The organism is Sulfitobacter sp. 1A12779 (genome assembly GCF_043557315.1).
Taxonomy (GTDB): Bacteria; Pseudomonadota; Alphaproteobacteria; order Rhodobacterales; family Rhodobacteraceae; genus Sulfitobacter; species Sulfitobacter faviae.
Genome location: NZ_JBIFFU010000006.1, coordinates 185,212 through 202,943 on the forward strand (window position 1 = coordinate 185,212; position 17,732 = coordinate 202,943).

The following is a 17,732-nucleotide window of genomic DNA, read 5'->3' on the forward strand; positions in this document are numbered from 1 at the left end:
AGGCTAAGGGGCGGCTTCGGCGGTTGGTGCTTTAGGCGAGACGGGTGCGGGTTCAGCCGGTGCGGCAAGCACCTGCCGCGAGGTCTCTGCAATCCAAGCGATGGCATAGAGCGCCGCCGTTCCGACAACAGGCAGAACCCAAGGCATCCACTGCGCTTCGGGCCGCGCCATCATCGCAACCTGACAGATCAGCGCCAGAACGGTGCCGCTGGCAAAGACCAGCAGACCATGCCGACCGATCAACCGGACAGGGCTGGCCATGGCATGGGCAGAGAGGCGGGTGACAGTCTGCAACTGTGACAGGAAATATCCCAGGGCCAAGATATGAACGAACCGCGGGGCGGAAAGATAGGTCTTGTCGTGCGAAGTGATGTTGAAGGGCACCCCGGCCTCTCTCATATGATGCATTTGGAGGTTCAGGAAACGGCCCAAACCCGGCACATAGCGCCATGCGAGGACGCCCAGCAGGACGGCGACGGACAGCCAGAACAGCGCCTGCGAGTTCGGGAAAAAGCGGTAGCCCTGCCGCTGGCTTAAGCCCACCAGCAGCCCGCAGACAAAGATCGCCTGCCATGCAAAGGGGTTAAAGAACCAGCCGCCCGGGTTGGGGTAGTTCGGCAGGTTCAGCCGGAAGACCCCGGTCAACAGCCAAAGCACCAGCGATAGCACGAGAAGCAGGCGCGGCCAGCGCAGACCCAGCATGATCGCCGCCGGGGCGCAGATCAGCAGGACGGAATAGGCGGGCAGGATGTTCACATAGCCGAACTGATGCGTCAAAAGCGGAATGCCGATCACGCTTTGGGTGGGGTTTTGAAAGACCTGCCGCATGTTGATCTTGGTCAGGAAGGCGGCCTCTGTCGTGATCTGGAAGGCGGCGGCGAAGATGCCCAAGGCCACTGCTGAGAGCAGGAGTTGCACCACATAAAGCGACCACGCCCGTTTCCACAGGGGCGCGATGGCGCGCCAGAGGCCGTGGCGCACCCTGCCTCGCGCGATAAAACGTGGCGTATAGGCCAAGCCTGCGGCGATGCCGGACATGAGGAAGAACGCCTCCGCCGCGTCGGCGAAACCGAGGTTGCGGATGGTCAGGGCCTCATAGGGGTTGCCCGGGACGTGGTTGATAAAGATCATCACCAGCGCCAGCCCGCGAAACAGGTCGATCCGCGGATCGCGGGCGGATTTGGGAGCCGCGCCGGTAGCCAGCGCGGCGGGAGATAGCCCGGTTTTAGGCGGTGGCATGGGGCAGATCCGCCGCTTTGGGTTCTGGCATCAGATGTTCGTCATTCCACGTAAGCCGCCAAACATCGCAGATACTGTCGTATTCCGCGACGACATCGCGCGGCGCGGCATCCTCGGGCACGGCGAAAAGCCCGCAGGGCAGAGGGCGGGAGGTCCAGGAGATGAGCAGCGGCGCCAGCAGCATCGGGACCGCCACGGGCAGCAGCCAGACGGTCAGATCGGGCGCGACCCATTGCACCGCCGCGAGGATCACCGCCCCGATGAACACGATCCACCGGCCCGCCGTCCAGCCATCGGCCAAGCTCAACTGGCCCTCGTTCCGTTGGTTGGCGGGCCAGCCGCCGTCTTGGCCCGAGAGGACCTGCATCACCGCGCGACTGTGGTAGAGCAGCATCAAAGGGGCCAGAAGCGTGGTCAGCACGATCTCGGTCAGCACCGACAACGCCATCCGCAAAGCGCGGCCAAAGTCGCGTGCCCGGTCGGTCAGAAGTGCATGGATCAGGATCAGCAGCTTTGGCACCACCAACAGCCCCAGCACGCCCAAGGCCAGCAGCGTGATCTCGCGCGCGCTGGTATCGGGGAAGACGGGGAAAAGCTGATAGGGGCCGGGAAAATACTCCGGTGGCGGCGCGTAGAGCGTGCTGATCGCCGAGGTGATGAGAAAAGCCGCCCAGAGAAGCGAGACCACATAGGCGGTCACATTCTGCAAAAAGACAAAGCGGCTCCACCCCGACAAGCCGGGCGCAAAGATCAGCCGCGCATGTTGCAGGTTGCCTTGGCACCAGCGCCGCTCGCGCCGCGCGAAGGAAAGGACGTTTTCCGGCCCCTCCTCAAAGGAGCCGCTCAAGGTCTCATCCACCTCGACCTTCCAACCGGCGCGGGCGAGCAAGGCCGCTTCGACATAATCATGGCTCAGGATATGCCCGCCCAAGGGCGGCGGGCCAGAGAGTTCGGGCAGGCCACAGCTTTCGGCAAAGGCGCGGACGCGGATGATTGCGTTATGGCCCAAAACGGCCCCGTCGCCCCCTGCATCCGGGCAAGGCCACGGGTGAAGGTCGGCCCGTGGAACCACGAGGCGAACTGCAAGGCGCGGCCAAAGAAAGACCGCGCGCCGATGATCTTGGGCAGGGTCTGCAAGAGCCCTAGCCGCGGATCGGCCTGCATCCGCGCGATCATGGCGCGGATCGTCTCGCCCTCCATCAGACTGTCGGCGTCAAGGATCACGGCAAAGTCATAGGCCCCGCCGTAGCTGCGGATAAACTCTTCGATATTGCCCGCCTTGCGGCCCGCATTGTCCTGTCGTCTGCGGTAGAAGATGCGCCCTTGCCCCTCGGTCTCGCGCAGCAGGCGGGCGAAGGCGAATTGCTCTTTCCCAGCCAGCGCGTCATCGCGGGTGTCCGACAGAACGACAAAATCCGCCGTAACCCCGGCCCGGGCGACGGAGCGGTCAATCGCGGCGATGCGGCCGAAGGTGGTGAGCGGGTCTTCGTTGCAGATGGGCACCGCGATCACCGTGCGCGGCTGGGGTGCCTCAAGCGCGGGGCGGGGCGGTGTTGGTCTGCCGCCGAAAAGCCCGATGAGCGCCAGTGACGCGCCCCAAGCCAACCAAGCGGTGGTGGCGAAAACGAGCAGGGCGCGGAGGCCGTCCCAGCCGCTGAACCCATCCCGCGCCGCGGCCTCGGCCAAAAGGGTCGCGGCAAGGGCTGCGGAGCCGAGCGACAACAGCAGGGCGACCGCCCGTGCAAAACGGGTCGGGCCATCCGCCGCGATCTGCCTGTGCTGGGGTGTCATGGTGCTTAGGCCTTACGCCGCAGCAGAAATGCCCGCGCAAGGTCGGCCAGCCCGGCCAGATGGTCGCGCCGTTCCAAGCTCTGCCGTGGCATCGCAAGCGGGGCGGCGGGCGGCATCCAGTTCTCGGCCTCGCCAGCCATTGCGGAAGTGGGGGTCGTCGCGTCTTGAAGGGTCATGCGTTGATCCATTGGTACACCCATGTCTCTGTCAGATTGCGGTCATATCCCGATAGAACTGCCTTGATTTCGACGATGGCATCAGGTTCGGCGCGCAGTTCCAGCACCAGCCGCCATTCGTCCCTGCCATCCACCCGGCTTAGGATCGCCTCAACGATTTCGCCGTTTTGTGCGCTGGTGACGGGTTCAAGCTCGGCGTCGCTCGGCATATCGCTGAGCTGTCCGCCGGCGAAGTCGATGACGAATTTGCGGGTCTCGGTGTCCGCCTCAACACCCGCCACCCCGCCATGGCCCGAGCGCAGCCGCACCACGCGGCCAAGGGTCTGCGGCGTCGCGCCCGGCGGGGTCATCCCCCAGTGCATGCGGTAGCCGTAGGCCAGTTCATCGCCCGCGCGGGTCTCCCCTTCGGGGATCCAATAGGCCACGATATTGTCATTGCCTTCCAGATCCGAAGGTATCTCGACCAGCCGCAGCGTGCCTTTGCCCCAATCGCCCATGGGTTCGATCATCAGCGAGGGGCGGCGTTCGTAATGGGCCTGCGCGTCGAGGTAATGCTCAAAGTTCCGGTTGCGCTGCGCCAGCCCGAAAGACCGCGGGCTCTGCGCCCCGAAATAGGAACTCGCCAAACGCGGCGGATTGTTCAGCGGGCGGCAGAGGGTGGTATCCTTGCCTGTGTTCAGCACCAAGACTTCGCTGTCATGCACCGCGGGGCGGAAATCGTCAAAATTCCCCTTATCCGCGCCATTGTGCAAAAACATCGAGGTCAGCGGCGCGATGCCAAGCTGTTTGATGTCTTCGCGCAGGAAGAGCCGCATGGTGACTTCGACGGTGGTGTCTTCGCCCGGTGTGATCACGAATTGATAGGCCCCGGTCACCGAGGGGCTGTCGAGCGCGGCATAGATCGTTGCGCTATCGTCACCCGGTTCGGGGCGGCGCAGCCAAACCTCGCTGAAGCGGGGGAATTCCTCACCTTCGGGCAGGCCGGTGTTCACGGCCAATCCTCGCGCGCTCAGCCCATAGAGCGTGTCCTTGCCCAAGGCGCGGAAATAGCTCGCCCCTTGGAAGACGATCAATTCATCGAAAATATCGGCCCGGTTGAGCGGGGTGTGCAGGCGGAAACCGGCGACGCCCGGCATCTCGGCATTGGGTGGGATCGACTCAGCGAGTTTTTCGTCGTCATACTCGAAATCGGCGGTGGTAAAGCCCATCGGTTCCACCGCGTCGCCCCGGACCTCGTTGATTTTCACCGCTTCCTTAAACAGCCAGCCGGGGTGGAAGGCGTGCAGCCTGAAGGCCACGCCCTTTTCCTGCCAGCGGGACTGCTCGGGCCGGAACCGGATGCGTTGGTAGGCGTCGTAATCCAGATCGGCAAGGAAGCCTTCGACAGGCTTCGGGGCGGCATAGGACGTTTGCGCCAACTGGCGCATATCCTCGACTAGTGCGTCGAAGGTGAAGGAGGCGGCGGGCACCTGCTGCGCCGCGCTGTGCCGCGGCATGAGCGCGGCGGCAAAGGACGCGGCGGAGAGGGTGAGGAACTGGCGGCGTTCTAGGTTTTCGCTCCGCAGTTCGTTGGGTCGTGTGGGTCGGAAATTCGGCAAAACAATACCTCGGAAGACACGTTAAGAGTGTGCAATTTTTCCCCTATCTAATCTTTTCGCGACCGCTGGAAACTTCATTTTGCAACTTTCAGCGGAATGCCGCAGAGCGGCGCGGAAAACCGCCGATCGCTGCGCCGCCTGATTGGGTCTGCACAAAATTTTGCCTTGAACTCCGTAGGATCGCCGCTTTTTTGTGACAATCGCCTTGAGGTGGCCGCGCCCCGACCGCGGGTCGGAGCGCGAAACGCATCAAACGGTGTCGAGCCCTTCGGCCAGCAAACGCTCAAGGCTGCGCATCTCGGCATCCGTCAGGGGAATCCCTTTCGCCCGCGTCTCGGCACGCGCCTTGAAACGGCGCTGCGAGGGCAGCCGCGCCCCTTGGCCGGTGATCGCGTCAAAGAGGGTTTCCGCCCGCGCGAAGGGATCGCCGGGGCGGCCTGCGGCAAACGTCTTGGGGTCGAAGGCGATGATCAATTCGCCATGGGCGGGCGCGAGGGTGAGCGCGCCCAAGGCATCGCGCGCTTCAGGGCTGGTCAGGTCACCGATCATCACCCCGGCGAGCAATTCGATCATGGTCGAGATGGCCGACCCCTTGTGCCCGCCGAAGGGCAGCATAGCCCCGGCGAGGGCGGCTTCGGGGTCGGTCGTCGGGCTGCCATCGGGGGCGATGGCCCAGCCTTCGGGCAGGGGCGTGCCCGCGCGGCGGTGCAATTCGATCTCCCCCCGCGCGGCGACGCTGGTGGCGAAGTCAAAAACGTAAGGGTCGCCCCCTTCCCGGGGCCAGCCAAAGGCGAAAGGGTTGGTCCCCATCAAGGGGTCGGTGCCGCCAGAAGGGGCGACGCTGGCATAGCTGGGGCACATGGCCATGGCTGCAAGGCCCATCTCGGTCAGCGCCTCGATCTCGGGCCAGAGCGCGGCGAAATGGGTGCAATCGTTGATCACCATGGCGGCGATTCCGGTGGTGCGGCAACGCTCGGCCAGCACCGGCGCGCCTGCGTCAAAGGCCGCGTTGGAGAAGCCGCCGCCTGCGTTCACGCGCACCACGGCGCTGTCGTCATGATGCACCTGTGGCACGGCGTCCGGCACCACCTTGCCCGCCTTGATCGTGCGCAGGCAGCCTTCGATCCGGTAGATGCCGTGGGATTTGCAGGCATCGCCTTCGCCCGCGACAATCACCCGCGCGAGGGCGGCGGCATTCAGGGGCGACAGGCCCGCGCCTTGGAAAATCCGAATGACCATCGCGGTCAGGTCATCGTGGGAGAGGGTTGTGTCGGCCATCTGGATCCTCGCAGGGCTTGGGTTGCAATCATGCATACATCATGTATGCAGATGCGGAGAGACGCAAGCTGACACCGGGCCGCGGCCCGCATGAAAGGATAGACGATGGCCTTTACCCCCCACGGCAAACACCTGATCGCTGGCGAATGGATCGCCACGGATGACCGCTTTAGCTCTAGCCCTGCCCATGGGCCGGCGCATGACTTCTCGGTCGGCACGGTGGAACTGGTCGACCAAGCCTGCGAAGCCGCCGAAGCAGCGTTTTGGGACTATGGCTATTCCAGCCGCGCGACCCGCGCCAAATTCCTCAACGCCATCGCTGATGAGATCGACGCCCGCGGGGCCGAGATCACCGAGATCGGCAGCCAAGAAAGCGGCCTGCCCGAAGCGCGGCTGGAAGGGGAGCGGGGCCGGACCGTGGGCCAACTCCGCCTGTTCGCGGCGCATATCGAAAAGGGTGATTACCTCGACCGTCGCTTTGATGCCGCCATGCCCGACCGCCAGCCCGCCCCGCGGCCCGCGATCACCATGGTGCAACGCCCCATCGGCCCCGTGGCCGTCTTTGGCGCGTCGAACTTCCCGCTGGCTTTCTCCGTGGCGGGCGGTGACACCGCAGCGGCGCTGGCGGCGGGCTGTCCGGTCGTGGTCAAAGGCCACTCCGCCCATCCCGGCACCGGAGAGATCGTGGCCGAAGCGATCCATGCGGCGGTGGAAAGCTGCGGCATGCCGCGCGGGGTCTTCTCGCTGATCCAAGGCGGCAACCGCGCCGTGGGGCAGGCCGTCGTGCAGCATCCGCTGATCAAGGCCGTAGGCTTCACCGGCTCGCTCGCCGGGGGCCGGGCGCTCTTCGATCTCTGCGCCGCGCGGCCAGAGCCGATCCCCTTCTTTGGCGAGTTGGGCTCGGTCAACCCGATGTTCATGCTGCCCGCCGCGATGGCGGCGCGGGCCGAGGAGCTTGGCAAGGGCTGGGCGGCATCGCTGACCATGGGCGCGGGCCAGTTCTGCACCAATCCCGGCATCGCCGTGGTGATCGACGGGCCGGGCGCCGACGCCTTTGTGCAAAACGCGGCCACAGCGCTGCAAGACGTGGGCCCGCAGGTCATGCTGACGGACGGTATCGCCGAGGCCTATTGCGCAGGGCGGGACCAGTTCAAATCCGCGCCGAGCCTGCGCCAAGTGCATCTGGCCGACAGCGAAGGCCGCACCGCCGCGCCTGCGCTCTTCGAAACCACGGGCGACACGTTCAAGGCCAATCCGGCGCTGCACGAAGAGGTCTTCGGCCCTCTCGGATTGGTGGTGCGGGTCTCTTCGCTGGAAGAGATGCGCGCGCTGGCACTCGATCTGGACGGGCAATTGACGATCACCCTGCATATGAATGACGCGGATGTCGACGCCGCGCGCGACCTCATGCCGGTGCTGGAGCGCAAGGCGGGTCGCCTGCTGGCCAATGGTTTCCCGACAGGGGTCGAGGTGGTGGATTCCATGGTGCATGGCGGGCCATATCCGGCCAGCACCAACTTCGGCGCAACCAGCGTGGGTACCCTGTCGATCCGCCGTTTCCTGCGGCCCGTGTCCTATCAGAACCTGCCCGAGGCGCTGCTGCCGGAAGACGCGGCGGAATAATCTGAGATCGCAAAAGCCGGGCCGCGCGCCCGGCTTTTCGCATTTGTTACACCATGGGGGAGCAGCCCAACCGCCTGCTCTTTCGCGACCATGCTGGCAAGGCAGGAATGTATCAAAAATATGTCGACATGCCGGTAAAATTTAAAAATACATATTGTATTTTTAATGAAGACATTGTTCCTTCATACCACCCCGCACCCCGTCCGACGAGAGTCGGGGGCGACCAACCCAAGAGGGAGATACCTATGAAATTCACGCAACTCGCCGGGAGCCTCGTGGCTGCGACCGTGATCGGCACCGCCGCTCAGGCCGACAAACTGGACGACATCATTTCTTCGGGCACGCTGCGCTGCGCCGTGGTGCTGGACTTCCCGCCCATGGGCTCGCGCGATGACAGCAATACGCCCGTCGGCTTCGACGTGGACTATTGCAACGATCTGGCCGCTGCCCTTGGCGTCGAAGCCGAGATCGTGGAGACGCCCTTCCCCGACCGTATTCCCGCCCTCGTCTCGGGCCGCGCGGATGTGGGGGTCGCCTCCACCTCTGACACGCTGGAGCGCGCCAAGACCGTTGGTTTCTCGGTGCCCTATTTCGCCTTCACCAACGTCGTACTGACCCGCGAAGACGCGGGCGTCGACAGCTTTGAAAGCCTTAAGGGCAAGACCGTGGGCTCCGTCGCGGGCACTTTCGAAGCCATCGCGCTGGAAGAGCAGGTCGACGCATGGGACGAGGGCAGCTTCCGTTCCTACCAGAGCCAAGCGGACGTCTTCCTGTCGTTGGCCCAAGGCCAGATCGACGCGACGGTCGTGACCTCCACCGTGGCCTCCTCCATCGTGGCGAGCGGCAAGTTCGACGGTCTGACCATCGCGGGTGATGCGCCGTTTGACGTGGACTATGTCGGTCTGATCGGTCTGCGTCAGGAATACGGTCTGCTGAACTATCTCGACCTCTTCGTGAACCAGCAGGTGCGCTCGGGCCGTTATCAGGAACTGTTCGACAAATGGGTCGGCGGCGAGGCGCCGGATCTGACCATCGCCAAAGCCTATCGCTGATGAATGCGGGGGCCGCGACCTGCGGCCCCCCTGCCGATAACCGCTGATCGGAGCAAGAGATGGGCAACTATACCTTTCAATGGCGACAGGCCTTTCGCGCCTTACCAGAGATGCTGGAAGGCGCGCTGGTCACGCTGCAAATATCGATCCTGTCGATGCTCATCGGCATTGCCATCGCCGTGCTGCTGGCCGTGGGCCGGGATGCCAAATCGGCTTGGCTGCGGGCGCCTGCGACCGCATGGGTCGAAGTGGCGCGCAACACGCCGGCGCTGTTTCAGATTTACATGGCGCATTTCGGGCTTGGGTCTTTCGGGATTTATCTCAGCCCCTACGCCGCGCTGCTGGCCGGGATCGCCTTCAACAATGCGGGCTACCTTTGCGAGACGTTCCGCGGCGCGATGCGCGCCATTCCGGGCACGCAGCTGCGCGCCGGGCGGTCACTGGGCATGGGGCAGGCCAAGGCGTTTCGCTTGATCATCCTGCCGCAGATGTTCCGCATCTCGTTCCTGCCGACGACGAACCAGATGATCTGGGCGATCTTGATGACCTCTCTGGGTGTCACGGTAGGGCTGAATTCGGATCTCGCCGGGGTGACGCAAGACCTCAACGCGCGCAGCTTCCGAACCTTTGAATTCTTCGCATTGGCGGCGGTGATCTACTACGTGATCGCCAAGACCGTGATGCTTGGCGCCCGGCTGCTCGCGGCCCGCCTGTTTCGCTACTGAAGGAAGAGAATAGATGTTTGATACGGCTCTGACCTTCAACGACCTGTTGTTCATGCTCAAAGGCGCAGGGGTGACGCTTTCGGTCACCGCCTTCGCGGTGGTGGGCGGCACGCTGCTGGGGGTGTTCTTCGGGGTGCTGCGCAGCCAGATCAGCCCATGGGCGGCGCTGCCGCTGACCTTCGTGCTGGATATCTTCCGCTCGGTTCCGCTGCTGATCCAATTGATCCTCGCCAACGCCTTTCAGGCCATCGCGGGCTGGGGGATTTCGCCCTTCGTGACCTCCTGCATCGTGTTGGCGCTCTATACCTCGGCCTATTGCACCGAGATCGTGCGCGGCGCGATCGAGGCGGTGCCTTCGGTCACCCGCCGTGCGGCGCGCTCGCTCGGCATGACTTGGGGGCAGGATCTCACGCAGATCGTCTTTCCCATGGCGCTGCGGGTTGGCCTGCCCAGTTGGATCGGCCTGACGCTCGGCGTGATGAAAGACAGCGCGCTGGTGATGTGGCTCGGCATCATCGAATTGCTGCGCGCCTCGCAAATTCTGGTGACACGCCTGCAAGAGCCGATGTTCATCCTGCTCGTGACCGGCGCGATCTACTTCGCGCTCAGTTTCCCCATTGCCCGGCTTGGCAGCCGCTTGGAAAAAAGGTGGCAAGAAAATGATTGAGATTGAAAACGTCCACAAATCCTTTGGTGCGCTTCAGGTGCTCAAGGGCATCGACCTGACCGTGCAAAAAGGCGAGGTCGTCTCGGTGATCGGCGGCTCTGGTTCGGGCAAATCGACGCTGCTGACCTGCATCAACGGGTTAGAGCCGATCGACAGTGGCCGCATCGTCGTCGACGGGACCGAGGTTCACGCCCGCGACACCGACCTGAACAAGCTGCGCCGCAAGATCGGCATCGTGTTCCAGCAGTTCAACGCTTTTCCGCATCTGACGGTGCTGGAAAACGTCACCCTGGCCCCGCGCAAAGTGAAAGGCATCGCCCGCAAGGAGGCCGAAGAGATCGCGGTGCAGCAGCTTTCGCATGTCGGTCTGGCCGATAAGCTTGATGTTTACCCCAGCCGCCTGTCGGGTGGGCAGCAGCAGCGGATGGCGATTGCGCGTGCATTGGCGATGTCGCCCGACTACATTCTCTTTGACGAGGTGACCTCGGCCCTCGACCCGCAACTGGTGGGCGAGGTGCTGGACACGCTCAAATTGCTGGCAGATGAAGGGATGACGATGATCTGTGTCACCCATGAGATGAGTTTCGCACGCGATGTGTCGGACCGTGTGGCCTTCTTTCACAAGGGCGTCATGGCCGAGATCGGCGCGCCGGATCAGATTTTTGGCGATCCGCAGCAAGAAGAGACCCGTCAATTCCTGTCGAGCGTGCGGTAATGAACCAAACCCCGGTGACGGTCGTCGGCGCGGGCGTGGTGGGCCTGTCCATCGCGCTGGCACTTCAGGCGCGCGGGCTGCCCGTGCGGGTGATCGACCGTGAAGGCCCGGCGGCAGGCGCCTCGGCGGGCAACGCGGGCGCCTTTGCTTTCACCGAGATCCTGCCGCTCGCCTCGCCCCGGATGATCCGGCAGGCGCCGAAATGGCTGCTTGATCCTCTGGGTCCGCTGTCGGTGCCGCCGCGCTATGCCGGGCGGATCACCCCGTGGATGTGGCGTTTCTGGAGAGCAAGCTGGCCCGCGCAGGTGCGGGCCTCGACCGTGGCGCAGACGGCGCTGATGAAGCTCTCGCAAGCCGCGCTCGACCCGCATCTGGCGCTGAGCGGTCTGGCCCATATGCTGCGCCATGACGGGCAGTTGCAGGTCTATGAAAGCGAGGCCGAGTTCCGCGCCTCCCTCCCCGGCTGGCAGGCCCGCGAAGAGGCGGGGATCGCTTTCACCCATCTTAAGGGCGAGGAGATCGCGGCCTATCAGCCCGGTCTTGCGCCCTCCTTCACCCATGCGACCTTCACCCCGGAATGGCAATCGATCTCGGATCCGCGCGACTATGTGCTGGCGATGGCCGAACGCTTCCGGGCCGGGGGCGGAGAGATCACCATCACCCGCGCCGAACGTCTGGTCGCGGGCGGGGTCGAGACCTCTGATGGGTTCATACCGGGCCGCGTGGTGCTGGCCGCGGGTGCGCATTCGCATCACCTCGCGCGGACCGCTGGCGTGAAAATCCCACTGGAGACCGAGCGCGGCTATAACACGACCCTGCCCGCCGGGGCCTTCGACCTGAAGCGCCAGATCACTTTTGGCGGCCATGGCTTTGTCATCAGCAAGGTGGGCCATGGGCTGCGTGTCGGCGGGGCGGTGGAACTCGGCGGGCTCGACTTGCCGCCGAACTTTGCCCGCGCCGATGCGATGCTGAAAAAGGCCAAGCGCTTTCTGCCGGGGCTCGACACCTCGGGCGGCACGCAGTGGATGGGTTTCCGCCCCTCACTGCCCGACAGCCTGCCCGCCATCGGCGCGCTGCCAAGCCGCCCGGATGTGTTCTGCGCCTTTGGCCACGGGCATCTGGGGCTCACCCAATCGGCGGGCACCGCCGCCATCATCGCGGATCTGATGACCGGTCAAGATCCCGGCATCGACCTGACCCCCTTCTCTCCCGCCCGTTTTTAGAGGCTGACATGACGCAACACACATTTCCCTGTATCGACGGCCATACCTGCGGCAATCCGGTACGGCTCGTCACCGGCGGCGCGCCGCTGTTGAAGGGCGCGAACATGCTGGAAAAGCGCGCCCATTTTCTGGCGGAATACGACTGGATCCGCACCGGTCTGATGTTCGAGCCGCGTGGGCATGATCAGATGTCGGGCGCGATCCTTTACCCGCCGACGCGGGATGATTGCGACATTGCAGTGCTGTTCATCGAAACCTCGGGCTGCCTGCCGATGTGCGGCCACGGCACCATCGGCACCGTCACCATCGCGCTTGAGAACGGGCTGGTCACCCCCGCCACCCCCGGCCAATTGCGCCTTGAAACCCCTGCCGGACGGGTCGATGTGACCTACTGGCAAGAGGGGCGTTTCGTTGAAGAGGTGCGCCTGACCAACGTGCCCGCCTTCCTCCACGCCGAAGGGCTGACGGCGGAGGTCGAGGGTTTGGGCGAAGTGGTGGTCGATGTGGCCTATGGCGGGAACTTCTATGCCATCGTCGAGCCGCAGAAGAACTTCCGCGATATGGCGGATATCTCGGTCTCCGAACTGGTCGGCCTTAGCCCGAAACTCCGAGCTGCGCTTAATGCGAAATATGAGTTCATCCACCCCGAACATCCTGCGATCAACGGGCTGAGCCATATCCTCTGGACCGGCGCCCCCCGCGCGGGAGAGGCCCACGCCCGCAACGCGGTTTTCTACGGTGACAAGGCGATCGACCGCTCGCCCTGCGGCACCGGCACTTCGGCGCGGATGGCGCAGCTGGCGGCCAAGGGAAAGCTGACCGTGGGCGATGACTTCGTGCATGAATCCATCATCGGCTCCATGTTCAAAGGCCGTGTTGAAGCGGCGGCAGAGGTGGCGGGCAGGCCCGCGATCATCCCCTCCATCGCCGGATGGGCGCGGGTGACGGGCTTTAACACCATTTTCATCGACGAGCGTGACCCCTTCGCGCACGGCTTTGTCGTCACCTGAATTGGAGGGGCACCCCATGGCGCAAATCATCGTTCCCGCCGCGGCCCAAGGCGCGGTGCTGGCTTCCTCTGAGGGGCTGAGTTTCTGGGGCGGCGTCGATCCGGCCACGGGCAAGGTCATCGACGCGCATCATCCGCTCTGCGGTCAGTCGCTTGCGGGGAAGATCCTGCTCATGCCCACCAGCCGCGGCTCCTGCACCGGCAGCGGCGTGCTGCTGGAACTGGCGTTGAACGGTCATGCCCCTGCTGCCCTCGTGTTTCGCGAGGCCGAAGACATCCTGACCCTGGGCGCGTTGATCGCGGGCAAGATGTTCGACAAGCCGCTCGCGGTGCTGCGCCTCGGGGCCGAGGATTACGACCTGCTCGCCAAGTCCCGCAGCGCGCGGATCAAACCTGAGATGCTTAGCACCGATGACTGGGATCTGCCCCTGTCGGACAGGCCCGCCCGCGCCCTGCATCTCACCGCCGAGGATCAAGCGATGCTGGACGGGGCCGAGGGCAAAGCCGTGCAACTGGCGATGGAGATCACCTGCACCATGGCGCGGGGGCAGGGGGCCAAGCGACTGGTTGATGTGACGCGCGTGCATATCGACGGCTGCATCTACGCCAGCCCCGCCAACCTGCTCTTTGCCCAGACCATGGCCGATATGGGATCACAGGTGCGCGTGCCGACAACGATGAACGCGATCTCGGTCGATCACGGCAATTGGCGCGATCAAGGCGTGCCGCCGGACTTTGGCCTGCCCGCCAGCCGTCTGGCCGACGCCTATGTTACCATGGGCGCGCGTCCCAGTTTCACCTGTGCGCCCTACCAATTGCCCGCCCCGCCCGAACGCGGCGAGTTCATCGCGTGGTCGGAGTCAAACGCGGTGATCTATGCCAATAGCGTGCTTGGCGCGCGGACGGTGAAACATCCCGATTTCCTCGACCTGTGCATCGCGCTCACCGCGCGCGCGCCGCTCTCAGGGGTCTATCTGGAGGAACACCGCGCCCCGCGCCGGGTGATCGATGTGGCGCTGCCCGCGAAGTATGACGAGGCGATCTGGCCGATGTTAGGCTGGCTTGCGGGGCAAGCGGCACCGGACCGGATCCCGCTTTTGCGCGGGTTGGAGGGGGCTGCCCCGAATGAGGATGACCTCAAAGCGCTCTGCGCGGCCTTTGGCACCACCTCCGCGGCCCCAATGCTGCATGTCGCCGGGATCACACCCGAGGCCGATCTGCCCCCTGTCGCGGAGGTCGATACGGTTCGTCTCACATCCGATGACCTGCGGCGCGTTTGGCGGCAGTTCAACGCCGGGGCCGCGACGGTTGACCTCGTGGCTTTTGGCAGCCCGCATTTCTCTCATGCCGAATGCCGCGCGCTCGACACCGCCCTCGCCGGGCGCAAGCGCCATGCCGACACGGCGGTCATCGTGACGCTCGGCCAAGACACACTGCAGGCGGCGCGCGATGACGGCACCGTGGCGCGACTTGAGGCCGCGGGCGTGCAGGTGGTGCCCGACATCTGCTGGTGCTCGATTTCCGAGCCGATCTTCCTGCCCTCGGCCAAGGTGCTGATGACCAACTCGGGCAAATACGCCCATTACGCCCCCGGTCTGTCGGGCCGGGCCGTGCGCTTTGGCAGTATCGCCGATTGTGTGGAGGCCGCCGTGACGGGGCAGGCGGGGGAGGCATTGCCGAGATGGCTGACCGAGGAGGAAACCAAGGATGCGTAGCAGCAAAACGGTGCATGTGATCTCGGCCCATGCCGAGGGTGAGGTGGGCGATGTGATCGTGGGCGGTGTCGCCCCGCCGCCCGGTAAGACGCTGTGGGAGCAGAGCCGCTGGATCGCGCGGGATGAGACCCTGCGCAACTTCGTGTTGAACGAGCCGCGCGGCGGGGTATTTCGCCATGTGAACCTGCTGGTCCCGCCGAAAGACCCCCGCGCCGATGCAGCCTTCATCATCATGGAGCCGGAGGACACGCCGCCGATGTCCGGTTCCAATTCGATCTGCGTCTCGATCGTGCTGCTCGACGGGGGCATCCTGCCGATGACGGAGCCTGTGACCGAGCTAACCCTCGAAGCGCCGGGCGGGCTGGTGAAGGTCCGCGCCGAATGTCGCAATGGCAAGGCGGAGCGTATTTTCGTACAGAACCTGCCGAGTTTCGCGGCGCGTCTGGATGTGCCGCTTGAGGTCGAAGGGCTGGGCACGCTCACTGTCGATACCGCCTATGGCGGCGACAGTTTCGTCGTCGTCGATGCCGCCGCTATGGGGTTTTCGCTGGAAGCGCATGAGGCCCATGACATCGCGCGGCTCGGCGTGCGGATCACCGATGCGGCCAATGCGGCGATGCGGTTCGACCACCCTGAGAACCCCGATTGGCAGCATTTCTCTTTCTGTCTGTTCGCCGGTCCAGTCACCCGCGATGAGACCGGCCTGCGCGCCGGGGCGGCGGTCGCGATCCAGCCCGGCAAGGTGGACCGTTCGCCCACTGGCACCGCCCTTTGCGCGCGGATGGCCCTGCTGCACGCGCGGGGGGAAATGGGGCTGGAGGACAGTCTGACCACCGTGTCGCTGATCGGGTCGACCTTCACGGGGCGTATCTTGGGCGAGACGCGGGTGGGCGAACATATGGCCATCCAGCCAGAACTGTCGGGCCGGGGCTGGGTCACGGGCATCCACCAACATATGCTCGACCCCGATGACCCTTGGCCGGGCGGCTACCGCTTGTCCGACACATGGGGTGCGCGCGGCTAGGCGCGCCTTTTGCCACGTTGAACCCCGCCGCCCGGGGCAGACCGGGCGCCAATCTTTACAACCTCGCGCCGCCTCGGCGCGAAGCCGCCGTGTTTGGCTGACGCGAGGCAACGTCTTGCATGTGCTCTTCGTTTTCGATTGATTACTTTTCAATCAGAACACGAACTTTCAAACAACGGAGAGTCACCATGAAGCTACGCACCACACTCGCATCCTCCGCATTGGCGCTAAGCCTTGCCTTTCAGGCCCATGCCGCCGATGTGCCCGAGGGCGTGAACCTTGCCGAAGATCAAACCTATACCTTCTGGCTGCTCGACGCGATCAAGTCGATGGACCCGCAGATCAACACCGACGTTGAAGGCTCAGACGTGCTGCGCAACCTTTTCGAGGGGCTCTACAACGAGGACGGCAACGGTGAGCTGGTTCCCGGTGTGGCGCTTGACCACGAAGTCTCCGAAGACGGCAAAACCTATACGTTCAACCTGCGCGACGACGCCAAGTGGTCCAACGGCGAGCCGGTCACCGCGAACGACTTCGTCTATTCCTGGCGCCGTCTGGCCGACCCGGCGACCGCCTCGGAATACGCTTGGTACATGGAGTTGATGCAGGTCGAGAACGCGCCCGAGATCATCGCCGGGGACAAATCCCCCGAGGAGTTGGGCATCCGCGCCATCGACGACCACACGCTTGAGGTCAAGATCACCACGCCGCTGCCTTATTTCCCGCAGATGCTGGTGCATGGCTCGACCTTCCCCGTGCTGAAAAGCGTGGTCGAGGAACATGGCGACGACTGGACCGATGCGGGCACGCTTGTCGGCAACGGCGCCTATACGCTGGTCGAGCACCAGTTGGGCGAGCGCGTCGTGATGGAGAAGAATGACACCTATTGGGATGCCGAGAACGTGGTGATGGAAGAGATCATCGCGCTGACGATCAATGACGTGAACCAAGCCCTGACCCGCTATCTCGCCGGTGAACTGGACCGCGTGGACATCCCCGCCGGTCAGTATCCGCGTCTGAAGAAAGAGTACCCCGAACAGGCAGTTTCCACCCCCTACAACTGCTCCTACATCTACATGCTGAACGTGGGCGAGAAGGGGCCGGAGGCGTTGAAAAACGTCAATGTGCGCAAGGCGCTGGCCTATGCCATTGACCGTGACATCATCGTCGACCGCATCCTGCAGGGCGGCCAGAAGCCTTCGTACAACTGGACCCACTGGGCGATCGCCGATTTCGAGCGTCCCGAGCTCGACTGGGCCGACAACATGGATCAGGCGCAGCGCGTGGAGAAGGCCAAGGAACTGCTGGCCGAGGCGGGCTACGGGCCCGACAACCCGCTGGATCTGACGTTGCAGTACAACACCTCGGAAGATCACAAGAAGATCGCCATCGCAGCCTCGCAAATGCTCAAGCAGATCGGTGTGAACCTCACGCTCGACAACTATGAGTGGAAGGTCCACACCGACCGGATGCAGAACCAAGACTACGACATGGCGCGTTACGCTTGGTGCGGTGACTACAACGAGGCGTCGACCTATCTCGACCTCATGACTTCCTATTCGGGCCACAACAACGGCGAGTTCTACAATGACGCCTATGACAAGCTCATGAAGGACAGCAAGACCGCCGAGGATCCGCAGCCGCTTTATCAAGAAGCGGAGAAGATCTTGGCCGAGGAAATGCCGATCATCCCGATCTACCACTACGCGAACGTCGACATGATCGCGGAAGACATCGAAGGTCTGCCCGAGAATAACGTGAACAACACGTGGTACGGCAAAGACCTCTACCGTACCGCAGAGTAACCTCTCGACATTCGGGCAGCCCGGCGGTTATGGCACGGGCTGCCCGATTCTATTCTACACCCCCACAAACCCCGTATTCGGAGCGCGCGCCT

Annotated in this window: 14 protein-coding genes and 1 pseudogene; 10 read left to right on the plus strand and 5 right to left on the minus strand. The window is 64.1% G+C overall.

Annotation, left to right across the window (positions count from 1 at the left end; genetic code table 11):
• Positions 1-3: 3 nt before the first annotated feature.
• The 5 genes and pseudogenes from ACGYLQ_RS09555 to ACGYLQ_RS09575 form a co-directional block, all read right to left on the minus strand.
• Positions 4-1,239 (minus strand): OpgC family protein, encoded by a 1,236-nt coding sequence (locus ACGYLQ_RS09555; RefSeq protein WP_394442494.1) that lies wholly within the window; start codon positions 1,237-1,239, stop codon positions 4-6.
• Positions 1,226-3,030 (minus strand): annotated as a pseudogene (gene mdoH, locus ACGYLQ_RS09560) (glucans biosynthesis glucosyltransferase MdoH). The gene ACGYLQ_RS09555 and the pseudogene mdoH overlap by 14 nt, the downstream one beginning before the upstream one ends.
• A 5-nt stretch (positions 3,031-3,035) precedes the next feature.
• A complete protein-coding gene (locus ACGYLQ_RS09565; RefSeq protein WP_394442497.1) occupies positions 3,036-3,206 on the minus strand; it encodes a hypothetical protein in 171 nt (56 codons plus the stop codon).
• Entirely contained in the window at positions 3,203-4,702 is a 1,500-nt protein-coding gene (locus ACGYLQ_RS09570; protein WP_394442575.1) for a glucan biosynthesis protein, read from the minus strand. The genes ACGYLQ_RS09565 and ACGYLQ_RS09570 overlap by 4 nt, the downstream gene beginning before the upstream one ends.
• A gap of 351 nt (positions 4,703-5,053) precedes the next feature.
• Entirely contained in the window at positions 5,054-6,082 is a 1,029-nt protein-coding gene (locus tag ACGYLQ_RS09575; protein WP_394442500.1) for an Ldh family oxidoreductase, read from the minus strand.
• Between the two features lie 105 nt (positions 6,083-6,187).
• Here ACGYLQ_RS09575 and ACGYLQ_RS09580 point away from each other — a divergent pair, with 105 nt between their 5' ends.
• The 10 genes from ACGYLQ_RS09580 to ACGYLQ_RS09625 all read left to right on the plus strand — a co-directional run bounded on the left by ACGYLQ_RS09580 (position 6,188) and on the right by ACGYLQ_RS09625 (position 17,640).
• Entirely contained in the window at positions 6,188-7,705 is a 1,518-nt protein-coding gene (locus ACGYLQ_RS09580; protein WP_394442503.1) for an aldehyde dehydrogenase (NADP(+)), read from the plus strand.
• 245 nt (positions 7,706-7,950) lie between these two features.
• Complete coding sequence (locus ACGYLQ_RS09585) at positions 7,951-8,757, plus strand: transporter substrate-binding domain-containing protein (protein ID WP_067260893.1); 807 nt, start codon at positions 7,951-7,953, stop codon at positions 8,755-8,757.
• A 59-nt stretch (positions 8,758-8,816) separates the two neighbouring features.
• Positions 8,817-9,482 carry an amino acid ABC transporter permease gene (locus ACGYLQ_RS09590; RefSeq protein WP_067260891.1) on the plus strand — a complete coding sequence of 222 codons (666 nt, stop codon included), beginning with the start codon at positions 8,817-8,819 and terminating at the stop codon, positions 9,480-9,482.
• A gap of 13 nt (positions 9,483-9,495) precedes the next feature.
• Complete coding sequence (locus ACGYLQ_RS09595; RefSeq protein WP_067260889.1) at positions 9,496-10,149, plus strand: amino acid ABC transporter permease; 654 nt, start codon at positions 9,496-9,498, stop codon at positions 10,147-10,149.
• Positions 10,142-10,864, plus strand: coding sequence for an amino acid ABC transporter ATP-binding protein (locus ACGYLQ_RS09600; protein ID WP_209219145.1), 723 nt, complete (start codon positions 10,142-10,144; stop codon positions 10,862-10,864). Before ACGYLQ_RS09595 ends, ACGYLQ_RS09600 begins: the two co-directional genes overlap by 8 nt.
• A complete protein-coding gene (locus tag ACGYLQ_RS09605) occupies positions 10,864-12,087 on the plus strand; it encodes an NAD(P)/FAD-dependent oxidoreductase (RefSeq protein WP_394442506.1) in 1,224 nt (407 codons plus the stop codon). The genes ACGYLQ_RS09600 and ACGYLQ_RS09605 overlap by 1 nt, the downstream gene beginning before the upstream one ends.
• A gap of 8 nt (positions 12,088-12,095) precedes the next feature.
• Positions 12,096-13,097: a 4-hydroxyproline epimerase gene (locus tag ACGYLQ_RS09610; RefSeq protein WP_394442509.1), complete on the plus strand. Its 1,002-nt coding sequence runs from the start codon at positions 12,096-12,098 to the stop codon at positions 13,095-13,097.
• 16 nt (positions 13,098-13,113) lie between these two features.
• Positions 13,114-14,811: an aconitase X gene (locus ACGYLQ_RS09615; RefSeq protein WP_394442512.1), complete on the plus strand. Its 1,698-nt coding sequence runs from the start codon at positions 13,114-13,116 to the stop codon at positions 14,809-14,811.
• Positions 14,804-15,835: a proline racemase family protein gene (locus ACGYLQ_RS09620; protein ID WP_394442515.1), complete on the plus strand. Its 1,032-nt coding sequence runs from the start codon at positions 14,804-14,806 to the stop codon at positions 15,833-15,835. The genes ACGYLQ_RS09615 and ACGYLQ_RS09620 overlap by 8 nt, the downstream gene beginning before the upstream one ends.
• A 188-nt stretch (positions 15,836-16,023) precedes the next feature.
• Positions 16,024-17,640, plus strand: a complete 1,617-nt coding sequence (locus ACGYLQ_RS09625; RefSeq protein ID WP_394442518.1) for a peptide ABC transporter substrate-binding protein — start codon at positions 16,024-16,026, stop codon at positions 17,638-17,640.
• Positions 17,641-17,732 lie beyond the last annotated feature (92 nt).

Coding starts and splice junctions, on each gene's coding strand:
- ACGYLQ_RS09555 (WP_394442494.1), bottom strand. CDS start 1,239: ATGCCACCGCCTAAAACCGGGCTATCTCCCGCCGCGCTGGCTACCGGC.
- ACGYLQ_RS09615 (WP_394442512.1), top strand. CDS start 13,114: ATGGCGCAAATCATCGTTCCCGCCGCGGCCCAAGGCGCGGTGCTGGCT.
- ACGYLQ_RS09600 (WP_209219145.1), top strand. CDS start 10,142: ATGATTGAGATTGAAAACGTCCACAAATCCTTTGGTGCGCTTCAGGTG.
- ACGYLQ_RS09620 (WP_394442515.1), top strand. CDS start 14,804: ATGCGTAGCAGCAAAACGGTGCATGTGATCTCGGCCCATGCCGAGGGT.
- ACGYLQ_RS09565 (WP_394442497.1), bottom strand. CDS start 3,206: ATGACCCTTCAAGACGCGACGACCCCCACTTCCGCAATGGCTGGCGAG.
- ACGYLQ_RS09570 (WP_394442575.1), bottom strand. CDS start 4,702: ATGCCGCGGCACAGCGCGGCGCAGCAGGTGCCCGCCGCCTCCTTCACC.
- ACGYLQ_RS09595 (WP_067260889.1), top strand. CDS start 9,496: ATGTTTGATACGGCTCTGACCTTCAACGACCTGTTGTTCATGCTCAAA.
- ACGYLQ_RS09590 (WP_067260891.1), top strand. CDS start 8,817: ATGGGCAACTATACCTTTCAATGGCGACAGGCCTTTCGCGCCTTACCA.
- ACGYLQ_RS09605 (WP_394442506.1), top strand. CDS start 10,864: ATGAACCAAACCCCGGTGACGGTCGTCGGCGCGGGCGTGGTGGGCCTG.
- ACGYLQ_RS09580 (WP_394442503.1), top strand. CDS start 6,188: ATGGCCTTTACCCCCCACGGCAAACACCTGATCGCTGGCGAATGGATC.
- ACGYLQ_RS09625 (WP_394442518.1), top strand. CDS start 16,024: ATGAAGCTACGCACCACACTCGCATCCTCCGCATTGGCGCTAAGCCTT.
- ACGYLQ_RS09585 (WP_067260893.1), top strand. CDS start 7,951: ATGAAATTCACGCAACTCGCCGGGAGCCTCGTGGCTGCGACCGTGATC.
- ACGYLQ_RS09575 (WP_394442500.1), bottom strand. CDS start 6,082: ATGGCCGACACAACCCTCTCCCACGATGACCTGACCGCGATGGTCATT.
- ACGYLQ_RS09610 (WP_394442509.1), top strand. CDS start 12,096: ATGACGCAACACACATTTCCCTGTATCGACGGCCATACCTGCGGCAAT.